The 13329-nt window shown below is 23.8% G+C and carries 10 protein-coding genes; 1 reads left to right on the top strand and 9 read right to left on the bottom strand.

Annotated elements, in window-relative coordinates; genetic code table 4:
* Nucleotides 1-16 precede the first annotated feature (16 nt).
* Complete coding sequence (locus tag T397_RS0101245; RefSeq protein ID WP_027123882.1) at nt 17-961, bottom strand: ComEC/Rec2 family competence protein; 945 nt, start codon at nt 959-961, stop codon at nt 17-19.
* A 418-nt stretch (nt 962-1379) separates the two neighbouring features.
* Between T397_RS0101245 and ffh the strand changes: the two genes are divergently transcribed.
* On the top strand, nt 1380-2717 hold the full coding sequence (gene ffh, locus T397_RS0101235) for a signal recognition particle protein (protein WP_027123880.1): 1338 nt from the start codon (nt 1380-1382) through the stop codon (nt 2715-2717).
* A 3-nt stretch (nt 2718-2720) separates the two neighbouring features.
* Here ffh and T397_RS0101230 read toward each other — a convergent pair whose 3' ends face one another.
* The 8 genes from T397_RS0101230 to tsf are packed head-to-tail and all read right to left on the bottom strand — an operon-like array spanning nt 2721 to nt 13192.
* A complete protein-coding gene (locus tag T397_RS0101230) occupies nt 2721-7085 on the bottom strand; it encodes a PolC-type DNA polymerase III (RefSeq protein ID WP_036448591.1) in 4365 nt (1454 codons plus the stop codon).
* Nucleotides 7086-7094: 9 nt separating this feature from the next.
* On the bottom strand, nt 7095-7871 hold the full coding sequence (locus T397_RS0101225; RefSeq protein ID WP_027123878.1) for a site-2 protease family protein: 777 nt from the start codon (nt 7869-7871) through the stop codon (nt 7095-7097).
* 1 nt (nt 7872) lies between these two features.
* Nucleotides 7873-8973 (bottom strand): hypothetical protein, encoded by a 1101-nt coding sequence (locus tag T397_RS0101220; RefSeq protein ID WP_027123877.1) that lies wholly within the window; start codon nt 8971-8973, stop codon nt 7873-7875.
* Between the two features lies 1 nt (nt 8974).
* On the bottom strand, nt 8975-10270 hold the full coding sequence (locus T397_RS04200; RefSeq protein WP_052663053.1) for a phosphatidate cytidylyltransferase: 1296 nt from the start codon (nt 10268-10270) through the stop codon (nt 8975-8977).
* Between the two features lie 2 nt (nt 10271-10272).
* Nucleotides 10273-10956 carry a polyprenyl diphosphate synthase gene (gene uppS / locus T397_RS03815; protein ID WP_081794287.1) on the bottom strand — a complete coding sequence of 228 codons (684 nt, stop codon included), beginning with the start codon at nt 10954-10956 and terminating at the stop codon, nt 10273-10275.
* Between the two features lie 14 nt (nt 10957-10970).
* Entirely contained in the window at nt 10971-11522 is a 552-nt protein-coding gene (gene frr / locus T397_RS0101205) for a ribosome recycling factor (protein ID WP_027123876.1), read from the bottom strand.
* Nucleotides 11523-11538: 16 nt separating this feature from the next.
* Entirely contained in the window at nt 11539-12261 is a 723-nt protein-coding gene (gene pyrH, locus T397_RS0101200; protein ID WP_027123875.1) for a UMP kinase, read from the bottom strand.
* Between the two features lie 13 nt (nt 12262-12274).
* A complete protein-coding gene (tsf, locus tag T397_RS0101195) occupies nt 12275-13192 on the bottom strand; it encodes a translation elongation factor Ts (protein ID WP_027123874.1) in 918 nt (305 codons plus the stop codon).
* Nucleotides 13193-13329: the final 137 nt, after the last annotated feature.

Genomic DNA, 13329 nt, shown 5'->3' with positions numbered 1-13329 from the left:
AATTAATATAATAAAGTTATTTAATATATTTTAAATTCTTATGCGTAACTTTTTCATTTACATTTAAAAAAATAAAACTTAAAAGAAAAAATAAATAATAAATGTATATTAATATTGAATTTATTTTTTTAATATCCAAAAACAAAAATATTTGAATTTCATTTAAATTATTTATAAGAAAAAATAGAAAATCATAAATAAAACTAAAAAAATTTCAAGTGAAAGGTAATCAAAATATTAACAAGCTAAATATGTAATAAAACATGATTATTGGCGATAAAATTCAAGAATTAAAAATAGTTAATAAACTTATTTTACTGTTCATTGATAATATTACAGGACCAATTAACATATTAATTAGAAAAGAACTAACAAACCCAATTAATCACTTGTTAATGTAAGGTATTTTATTGGCAAAACAAATTGCAAAAATTGATAAATAGCTTAATTGAAAATTTAAATTAAAAATTGAATGAGGATTTAAACACAATGTTATTAATCCTGATAGAGATGTAGTTGTTAATAAATCTTTATTACTTTGTTTTTTGCAAAAAAATGCTCCAATAAAAATTGAAATAACAACTCTAATAACCCCGAAAGAAAAATTTAAAAAATAACTATAAATTAAAATAATAAATAAACTCAAAATTTGAGAAATTCTTAAATATTTTTTAAATATTTTTAATATTAATGTATTAATAAGATTTAAATGTAGTCCACTAATAACTACTAAATGTACTATACCTATATTCACTATTTTTTTATAAAATTCATTTAAAAAGGAAGTTTTTTCATTAAAAACAATTAACAAAAGTAAATTACTAATTTTTAAATTGTTGTATTGTTGAACTTGTTTGATTAATAGTTTTCGCAAATTAAATTCTTCAGGTATTAAATCTAATAACTTTTTAAAAGTTAATTTATCTATTTCAAATTTTTTATAAATGAATGCTAATATCAAAAAGAAAATTGCAATTAAAATAATTAAAATAATTTTTTTAATTTGAATTTTGAAACACAAACATGTAATAAAACAAAAGATAAAAACAATAGCAAGAAAAATATTTTTAGTAAATACTAAATATATTAGGCCTACACAAAAAGTAAATAGAAAAAATCAAAAATTATTTAATTTATTACAATTACTCAAAAAAATTTATTTTGTTAATTATGTAATTTTTTGATTTAAATTTATAAAAAAGAGATTTCATCTATTCACCTAATATTATTTAAGTGAATAAGAAATGAAAAAATTTGAAATTTTTTAATAAAGTTTTAAATGATTAAATTTATATAAATTAAATATAAAATATCAATTTAATAAAAAATTAAAAATATAATTTACAAGTATTTCAAAACAAAAATTAGGATTTTAGACTATGCTTAAAACAATGATAACTTCAATCGTTTCTAGAAAAATGAGAAAAAAATTAGAAACGCAAACAATTGAAGAAGATGATATAGCTGAAGTTTTAAAGGAAATTCGAATTGCTTTATTAGATGCTGATGTAAATTTACAAGTTGTTAAAAATTTTATAAAAGCCATTCGAGAAAAAACAATTGGAACAATTGTGAATGTCGGTCAAGATCCTCAGCAAATATTTTTAACAATAATCAAAAATGAATTGGTTAACATTCTAGGTAAACAAACTAGTTCATTAAATGTAAACAAAAACCCCTTGAAAATTGTTTTAGTTGGATTACAAGGTTCAGGTAAAACAACAAGCGTAGGAAAATTAGCTCATTATCTTAAAACAAAACATAATAAAAAACCAATGATGGTTGCACTTGATGTATATCGTCCCGCTGCTATTGAACAATTAAAAACACTATCTGAAGAAGTTGACTGTAACTTTTATGAAAAAGGAACTCAAAATCCATCTATAACAGCTAATGAAGCACTTGATATTGCTAAACAAAACAACAATGATGTAATTTTATTTGATACAGCTGGTAGATTACAAACAAATCAAGAATTAATGAATGAATTAGTTGAAATTAAAAAAAATATAAGTCCGGATGAAATTATTTTAGTTGTTGATGGAATGTCGGGCCAAGAAATAATTAATGTTGCTAATGAATTTAATAATTATTTAAAACTAACAGGTATCATTATTACAAAATTAGATTCAGATGCAAGAGCGGGAGCTGCACTTTCTTTAACTAGTTTACTTAATGTACCTATTAAATTTACTGGAATTGGTGAAAGAATAGGATCACTAGATATCTTTTATCCTGAAAGAATGGCAGATCGTATTCTTGGTCTTGGTGATGTAATGACTTTGGCTGAAAAAGCAGCTGAAACAATTGATGAAAAAGATACAACCAAAACATTTCAAAAAATGTTATCAGGCAAAATGGATTTAGAAGATTTAATGAAACAAATGAATGCAATGAATCGAATGGGTAGCTTAAGCTCCATTATGAAAATGATGCCAGGTTCATTAAAAATAAGTAGTGATAAAATTGACGAAATTGAAGAACAAATAAAAATATGAAAAATTTTAATGTCTTCAATGACTTTGAAGGAAAGAAGAAATCCTAAAATTTTACAAAAAGAATCATCTCGGAAAGCACGCATTATTAATGGTTCAGGAAGAAAACCTGATGAACTAAATAAGTTGTTAAAAAAATGAGAAGATTCTAAACGCCAAATGGAAGAAATGGGTAAAATTTTAAAAAAGGGTCGAAACCCATTTTTAGACTTTATGAAGTAAAAACTAAAACAGTTTTATTGAATTATCCTCTGGCAAATGATCTAAAATATTAATTTCGCGCATTTGATTAATGTGAGTTTTATTTAATTTAGTTCTTTTTGCTAAATCTTCAATAGAAACAAAAGGTGATTCTTTTCTTGCGATAATAATAGATTCAGCAGCAACTTCACCTAAACCTTGAATAGTTGAAAATGGTGGAACAACTTTATTGTCCAATACAATAAATTCTTTTGCCATGGATTTTTCTATTGATATAGGAGTGATTTCACATCCACGCGCAATCATTTCTAAATAAATTTCATATGTTGAAACTAATTCACTTTGTTTGCTAGTTACTTCTTTTTTAGTTTTAGGATTATTTAATTTTTTTCGAATACTTTGTAATTCTTCTATTATTGCATTTTTACCTAAAATAAATTTTGATATATCGTGTTCTTTAATTTTAATTGAACATAATGTTGCATAATATTGCAAAGGATAATTAATTTTGAATCAAGCGATTCTTCAAGCAGTTAAAACATAGGCAGCAGCATGAGCTTTGGGGAACATATATTTAATTTTTTGACATGAATTAATATATCATTCAGGAATATTATGTTCCAACATTAAATCAATTTTATCTTTAGGTAAAGATTTGCCTTTTCTTACTAATTCCATAATATCAAACGCATCATGATCATTTAATCCACATTTTTTTAAGAAAACCATAATGTCATCACGACAAGCAATAACTTCATGTAATTTTAAATTATGTTTTTGAATTAAAACTTGTGCATTATTATTTCATACATCTGTTCCATGCGATAAACCAGATACACGAATTAAATCAGCAAATGAAATTGGTTTAGCATCAATTAACATTCTTCTAACAAAATCAGTACCAAATTCTGGAATACCTAAAGCTCCTGTTTTTTCTCCACACAAATCTTGAGAATTAATTTTTAAACTTTCTAATCCAGAAAATAACTTTAAAACATTTTTATCATAATTTGGAATTGAAATTGGATCAATACCTGTGATGTCTTTTAACATCTTTAACATTGTTGGATCATCGTGACCTAGAATATCAAGTTTTAATAAAGAATCGTGTAAAAATTCAAATGCAAAATGAGTTGTTTTTCACTCACTAGAAATATCATCAGCTGGATAATTATAAGGAGTAAAATCAGTAATATCATTTTCTTTCGGAAAAACCATTATTCCCCCAGGATGTTGTCCCGTAGTTTTTTTGATACCTAATAATCCTTTAACATATCTTTCAACTTCTGTTTGCCTTATAAAATCAATTTGGGCAAAATCATTAAAATAATTACGCACATTACCAAAAGTAGTTTTTTCTGCTGCGGTTGATATTGTTCCTGCGCGTAATGTATGAGATTCTCCAAATAATTTTTTTACATAATTGTGTGCATTAGTTTGATATTCACCAGAAAAATTTAAATCAATATCTGGCACTTTGTTTCCTTTCAAACCCATGAAGGTTTCAAAAGGAATATCATGACCATCACCTACCATTTCATTATTACATTTAGGACATTTAATAGTTGGCAAATCAAAACCATCATCAACATTAGTTTCAAAATTTAAATATTTACATGATTTGCAAATATAATGAGGTGGTAATGGATTTATTTCAGAAATGTTTGTCAATGTAGCAACTAATGAAGAACCCACAGATCCTCTACTACCAACTAAATAACCATCATCATTAGATTTTTGTACTAATAAATGCGCAATTCAATAAATGATTCCATAACCATTGTTAATAATTGAATCTAATTCCAAATTTATACGATTTTGGATAATATCTGGTAATTGATCACCATATTTTAATTTTGCATTTTTATATGTTAATTCTTTTAATTGTTCATTTGCGCCTTCTAATTTAGGAACAAATAAACCTTTTTTTAATGGTTCAATATTTGCAAATTTAAATTGATTTACAATTTTATGACCATTTTCATAAGCTATCTCTCTAATTAATTTTTCATCATTTAAGAATTTAAATTCATCAATCATTTCATCAGTAGTTCGTAAATGAGCTATTGGAGTATGTTGAATATTACCATTACTTTTTTTAAAGAAACGATGATATAATCCATTTAAAATTTTTGTACAAATAACAATTTTATAATATTCACTTTCTCATTGATTTATGTAATAAGCATCACTTGTTGCAACAACTAATTTTTTAACATTATTTGAAGCTTTAATAATTCTAGAAATGGCATTTTCAACAAAATTGATATTTAAATCGCCAATTTGAATTAAATGATTATTTCAATTAGGTGGACTTATTAAAATGAAATCATATTTATCAATTCTATTTTCCAAAAGTTTATCATCATTGTTTAAAGCAGTTTTAAAAATTTCACCTTCATTTGGACTACATGATATAACTAAATCATTTCTATATGGTTTTATATCTTTTCAATAAATTTTAGGTCTAGTGACTAAATTAGTTGTTAATGATTTAGAAACAAGTTCATAAATAGCCTTTAAACCTTTTTGATTTTTAGCATAAATTAATGATCTATTTCCACGATAACGTTTGTGTAAAGAAATATTTTGTAATTTTTCATTTATTTGATTTAAATTATTAATTTTGTTATTAAACAAATATAACTTAAAATGCTTAAAAACTTCATATAAAACTTCAGCATCAACATTCGCTCTATGAGCTGTTAATTCATCATAATTAATTTTTAATTTTCTAGCTATTGTTCCTAAAGAGTGATATGCATATTGTTCATTTATTGCTCATGATAATCTTAATGTATCAATCATTGGATTAGTTAATGTTCCAATGTTGTGTTGAAAAAATTTTGTTTGTAAAAATTGAAAATCAAATTCAATTCCATTATGAGCAACTATAACTGAATCTTCTATTCATTCATAAATTTTTTTTAAACCTTCTATTATTGACAAACCTTTTTCTTTTATCATTTGATTTGTAATTTTAGTAAGTGCTGATGTTTTTTCTGAAATATCAAAACCAGGATTTATAAAAAAATTAATTTTATCAATGATATTCCCATGTTTAACTTTTATTCCACCAAATTCAATAATTTCATCATAATAAGAATGCAAACCAGAAGTTTCTAAGTCAAAAATTACATATGTAGCTTCATCCAATAAAACATTTTTAGAATTTAAAACAATAGGCACTTCATCATCAGAAATTTCACAATCTAAACCGTAAATGATATTAATTCCTTTTGAATTTTTTTGAATTTCAGGATAAGCTTGAACATTATTTATATCAGTTATAGCCACATAATCTCAATTTTGATTTTTAGCAAAATCCAAATATTCTGATGCAGAATTGACTCCATCAAATGCAGACATTTTAGAATGAAAAGTAAATTCTATTTTCTTTAGTTCATTTCTATCGATACGTAAAAATTCTTTAGGAATTTCAGTAGGTACAATTTTAGATACTACTCCTGACAATTCATTTGCTCTATATTTATTTTCTACAATGTTACATTGAACTTTTACTCATGAGCCAATTTTAAATGTTCTTAAATATTCTATTGATAAATTGGAAAATTTTGTATTTAATATTGTTAAATATAAAGAATTTTTATAATCTGTTATTTTGATATTAAATATCAAATTATTATCTTTAATGTTTTTTTCTACAATTTCAAAAATTTTACCTAGGACAACAATATTTTTGTCACCTAATTTAATTTCATTAAGATCTTTTACAGGAACTTTACTTATTGAATTTAATGATAGACATTTATCAATGTTAAAATTTTCAATTTTTGTTTTTAGTTTATTTGATGAAATTTTAATAGATTTTACATTTTCTTTTTTTTCTGGAGATATTTGTTTAGAAAAATGATTTTCATTAATTAAATTTTCCACAATGGTAGGTTGCAAGCAAACAATATTAATTTTCGTTTTTTTAGAAAATCCTGATTCAATTAAAAAATCTAATAAATCATTTTTGAATTGATTTAAAATTTTTAATTCTAATTCATTAGTAATATTAATGGTTATTGTATCGATATCAATTTGGTAATTATTTAAATTATTAATTGTTGGCACTAAATTAGGAATTTTAACAACAACATTAAAAAAATAATTTATGTGATCTACCAAAGAATTTAAATCTGATTCTTTTTTTACAAATAATCTAAAAGCAATTGATATTTCTTTAACATTTTTGCTGTTATTAATTAATTTATATGATGTTTTAGGATCAATAAAATTATTAAGTTCAAGATCAATACACAAAAGATCAAAATCTTTTTTAAAAATAACTTTTGATTTATTAACTTGATCTTTTATATAATCTCATTCATTTTTAGTTAAAAGGTCAAATTTAAAAATAATTTGTTCAATTTTAGAAATCATAATACTATTCTATGCTATAGCGTTGGCAATATTACCAATTGTAATTCATAAAATGATAATAACACCAATTAATGACAAACTTTCTTGAATTTTTCTTGATAATTTTTTATTAAATATTTTTTCAAAAGAAGTTTGAAAAATTTTTCAACCATCTAATGGCGAAATTGTAATAACATTTAAAATTGATGTTCCTAAATTGATTGAAATTAAATATCTTAATAAAAAATCACCATTTATTATAGTTTGAGTACCAGGAATAGGTGGGATTATGTTTGAATTCCATAAATTATAAAAAACAAATGATTTCCCAATATTTATAAAAAAATTTTTCAAAAAATCTAGCAACATTAAAGATGAGCCCAAATTAATTAAGCTTCAAATTCCCCAAAAAAACACAAAACCTAATAAATTAAAAAAAATTCCACCAAGCATTACAATTATTTTTTGTCAATAAAAAGCTTCGTTAAACAAAATTAAATTATAAAGTTTAGGTCTTAAATAAAAATTATATTTTTTTGAATTTGGAGATTCTAAATAAGCTTCTCTTAATTCTTCTGAATCTATTAAAACATATGCTCCAAGCGGCAACAATCTAATTGAAAAACGCATATAATTTTTTTTGCTAAAAGTATGCCATATTTTGGGACCAAAACCAATTGAAAATTCTTTAACATTCATTTTAAATATTTTTGCAAATACAAAATGACCTAATTCGTGTATTGTTAAACAAATTATTACAGAAAACAAAATAATTAATATTGTCAAAAATATATTTAAAGAATTCATATTACAAAAAATCTTTTCAATTAGATTTTAACTTTTCAATTAAGTTAGGAATTAAAAAATTAATTGAAACCAAACCTGTAATTTTTTTATGTGGATACATATTATAGAAATTAATAATAAGAGGAACAATTTGATAAAAAGCAATTTGTTTATTTAAAAACAAATCAACAGCAAAATCATTAACTACATTAAACACAACACCTCTAGTTGTGTTTGGATAATTTATAACATCTTTTGCTATTTTTATTAGTTGATATTCATTTTCATTAATTGTTTCAAATGAAAGATTTAAATTATTTAAATTTAAAGGTTTAATAATCGAATTAGTGGAAAATTTATATTGCTCTAAGCATCATTGAATAGATAATTTCATATCTGGTATGGAAGAGTTAAAAATATATGAATTATCAGATAATTGAACAATAGCATGAACAATTGATTGTTTATGCCTAATAGGAATAATATTTTTATTTTTAAAAAGATGAAAAAGCTCAATTATTTCAAAAGCTTTGTTAGCTAATGTCGCTGAATCTATACTAATTTTAGGTCCCATCTTTCAAGTGGGATGGTTTAATGCTTGCTTCAACTCAATTGATTTTAATTGCGACTTACTATAACCTCAAAAAGGTCCACCACTTGCGGTTATAATAAGATTTTTTATAGAATTTTTATTCAAATGTTTTAATACTTTATAAAAAGATGAATGTTCGCTATCAATTGGATAAATTAATACTTTATTTTTTTTAGCTATTTGATTTAATCAATGTCCAGCCATCACCATTGATTCTTTGTTTGCTAAACCTAAATCAATTTTATGTTTTAATGTAATTGAACTTATATTTAATCCAAAATATCCACTGATTGCATTTATGACCATTTTAGGATTTGTTAATTTTAATAATTCATCAAATGATTCGACATTTCCTTTATTTGAATCACTGTGACACAAATAATAAGGAATTTTTAATTGTTTAATAATTTCTTTGGCTTTTTCATGTTGGGAATTAAAAGTAATTCCGACAATTTCGTGATTAAATTTTTTTGCTACATCAATTGTTTGTTGTCCAATGTTTCCTGTGGCGCCGCAAATAACAATTTTCATATTACAAACCAACTACTATACTATTTGCTCCGAAATTTGTGGCATAAGTATTAGGAGCAAGCATTGATCTTCCTGAAATAATAAAAACAAATAATAAATAAAGCATGTATGTAAAGAAAATCAGTGCCATAGAATCAAATCTATCTAAAAAACCACCATGTTTACCTAAAAAATCACCATAATCTTTTATTTGATATTTACGTTTAATAAAACTAAATGATAAATCACCTATAATTGAAATAATTGATAAAAAAATAATAAACATAATCGTTGTTGCTCATCAATAAACTTTAAATGTGGCTCCAGTTAAACTAAAAGTAACAACAAATAAATTAGTTATTAAGTTATGAGGATCATATTTTTGGGGGGCCATCTCATAAGCACTAGGATTATCAACAAGAATAGCTTTAAAACTTGGAATAGCATACAACAAAATAATTAAAATTATTGATAATGAAGCAAATAAAATTCCACAAATGGCTCCGGTTCATGTTTTATTTGGACTAATTGTTGCTACCAATTGCTTGTGACCAAATTTTTTACCAAACAAATATGCAAATACATCTGTTAAACTAGCTATAGCACCAATTAACAATAAAGTTGTTCAACCACGTACAATCAAAATATAAGAAACAGTAATCATTCCAAAAATTGTAATTAGGTGAATAAACAATAATGCAAAAATGTTTTTTCTATTAATTATTTTATAAACAAAAAGCAAAACAAAATCAATAATTAACAACATAAAAAATACACATATTGAAGTGATAATTAAACCAAATAAAGCAAAACTTTGTCCATCATAAACTCTAATATTTCCAAATCAAAAATCAAGATTTATATTTCTACCTACGTCCATTGATAATTCTGGTTGATTAGGATCTATTTGACTATTAAAAAAATACAAAGGAACAATATAAATCATAGATATTAAATAAAAACTAAAAACAAAAGAACCTAATATAGAATAAAAAGAACCTTTATTATTTTTAAAAATTAGTTTATTTAATTCTTTTGAAAAGAAATAACCTAACATTGCAATTAAAGTAACAGATATAAATGCCATTGCAAATCTAGTTGCTGCATTTTCATATGTATCTTTAAATGTTAATATGGTAGTAGTAAAATGATCTGATGTAATTAAATCATAAGCTTTCGGTTCAACTAATGTTGGCGACCAAGGAGATCAACTATTAAAACTATCACTCAATGCAGAAAATGTTAGTAATAAAATTAGATAAATAATTAAATATAAAGAAACTAAAAGTCTTGATTGGGGTTTTTTATTAATTTTCATTTTTACAAACCTCCAAATCTTCTAACTCTTTTATTATAAATATTAATACAATCAATAAAATTTTTAACACCAAATTCAGGTCACATTAATTTTGAAAAAATAATTTCAGAATAACTTATTTGTCATAACATAAAATTACTAATTCTTTCTTCGCCACTTGTTCTAATTAATAAGTCAACATCAGGCAAATCACTTGTTAATAATTTACTATTAAATTTTTTTTCTGTTATTTTTTCTGAATTATTTTTTAACAAATTTACAGCATTTAATATATCAGCTCGCCCACTATAATTCATGAATAAATTAATTGAAGTTCCATTATTATTTTTAGTTAAATTAACAACATCATTTAAGAGTTTTAATATTTCTTTTTTAATAATTTTATCAGGAAAACCAATTCATCTAAATCTAACATTATTGTCCATTAACCATTTAATTGATTTTTTTGTTAGAAATTTTTTGACAAGATTTCAAATATACAAAACTTCGCTATTAGGCCGCTTTCAATTATCAATTCCAAAAGCAAAAAATGAAACAAATTTAATTTTTTTTTCAACAGAAAAATTAACAATATCTTTTAATCTTTTTGCACCTTCGTAATGACCAAAAACTCTTTTTTTATTTTGGTTTTTTGCTCATCGACCATTGCCATCCATAATAAAAGCTATATGTGTTGGAATATTCATAAAAATATTTAAGTTTATAAAGTTGTTAACTCTTTTTCTTTTGCTTGAATAATAGAATCTAACTCACTATTAAATTTTTTAGTTATTTTTTCAACTTCATCTTCTAAAAATCTTACAAAATCTTCATCTTCATGTTTATCTTGTTTAATTTTTTGCAAAACATCTCTTCGAATTAAACGAATTTCTTGTTTACATTTTTCGCCAATTTGTTTTGAATGTTTTACATACTCTTTACGATTTTCTTCAGTTAATTGTGGTAACTTGATTCTAATTTTATCACCATCAACTTGTGAATTAAAATGTAATTCAGGTTTGCTCAAAGCTGTTTGAATTGCACCTATACTTGATTTATCATATGGTTTTATTAATATTTCTCTAGGTTCAGGAATTTGAATTTGAGCTATTTGATTCATTGGAGTCATTTCACCGTAGTATTCAACACGAATATTATCAACCATGTTAGGCATAGCTCTACCTGAACGAATTTTATGTAATTCAGTTTTCAATCATTCAATTTTTTTATTAGCTAAATCGTTAAACATCGATTCATAATCTTTTAATTCCATAAATAAATCATATTCCTTAATTTGTTGAAACTAATGTTCTTTTTATTTTTCCGCTGATTGCATTAATAATTGAATTTGGTTTTTCAATATTAAAAATAATAAGTTCAATATCATTTTCTTGACACATTGTAAATGAAGTTAAATCCATTATAGATAATTTTTCTTTTAATGCTTGTTTAAAAGTTAATTTTGAATAAAATTTAGCATTTGGATTTTTTTTAGGATCTGAACTATAAACTCCATCAACTCCATCTTTACCAACTAAAATTAATTTTGCATTTATTTCAATTGCTCTTAATGCTGCACCTGTGTCAGTTGTAAAAAATGGAGCACCAATTCCGCCAGCAAAAATAACTACTTTATTTTCACTAAATGCATTATCAATATTGTCTGGAGTAATAATATTAGTTAAATGTGGACAAGGAATAGATGACAAAACACAACTTTTTACATTATAAACATCTAATTGAGTATCAATCAAAGATGCATTAATAATTGTTGCAACCATTCCAATATAATCAGCTCTTCGCTGATCCATTCTTAGATCTTTAGATAACTTTCCTCTTCAAATATTTCCGCCACCAACAACAATTCCAATTTCATATTTTTTGTGTAAAATGGCAATTTGTTTACATAAATTATCCAAACGTTTTAAATCAAATGTATCAGTTGTGTTAGGATTTTGCAAAGAACTACCACTAATTTTTATTAAAATTCTAGTTTTTCTTGTTTTCTTCATAGATACAATCTACTTATTTGTTCATTTGAGATTTCACTTCTTCAGCAAAATTATCAACTTTTTTTTCAATTCCTTCTCCAACTTCAAATCTAATGAATTTTTTAATAACAACATTATTTTCTTTTAATACATCACTTACTTTTTTGGAATTATCAATCAAATATGGTTGTGATTCTAGGCAAGATTCAATTAATAATTTGTTAACTCTTCCATCAATAATAGTATTTAATAAATTATCTTTTTTATCTGCTGGAGCTTTTGCAATTTTTTCTTTTACAGCATCATCCATTCTAACTTGAGAATCAATCAATTGTTTTTCATTTTCAAGTCATGTTGATTCAACATTATCTTTATTAACAAACTTTGGATTATTTGCGGCAATATGCATTGCTAAATGTTTCAAAAATTCTAAATTATTAGTAGCCGAAGTTACAACAATAACTCCAATACGTTTATTTGCATGTAAATAAGTACTTACAGATTCATCAGAATTAATATTAACATTAGCCACTCTTCTTAATGAAATTTTTTCCCCAATAGTTGCAGTTAGTTCAATTTCAGTTTCTTCAATTGATTTACTTGTTTCTAGTTTTAATTCTCTAATTTTTTGAACATCTTCTAAATTAGTTTCAAATACTGTGTTTGATAAATTTGAAACAAAATTCAAAAATAAATCATTTTTAGAAACAAAATCAGTTTGAGAATTTATTTCTAACATGATTGCTTTTTTCTCATTATTTTTAAGAGCTATAATTCCTTCAGCGGCAACACTATCTACTTTTTTAGCTGCTTTAGCTATTCCATTTTCGCGCAATCATTTTACTGCTGCATCTAAATCATTGTTTGTGTTATCTAAAGCTTTTTTGCAATCCATGAAACCAGCTTGAGTCATAGCTCTTAATTGCTTAATCAATTCACTTTGATTTGCCATTTTTAATACCTTGAAAATAATATAAATATAAATTGTTATGTTATTAATAATCCATATAATTATAACATGTATATATAATATAAAATTTAATAAAAATTAAACTAAAATATTTGAATAAATCATTAATTAATTTATTT

Source organism: Mycoplasmoides pirum ATCC 25960, from assembly GCF_000685905.1.
GTDB classification, from domain to species: Bacteria; Bacillota_I; Bacilli_A; order Mycoplasmatales; family Mycoplasmoidaceae; genus Mycoplasmoides; species Mycoplasmoides pirum.
The sequence above is the reverse complement of the archived record's forward strand: the minus strand, read 5'-3'. Positions and strand labels throughout refer to the sequence as shown.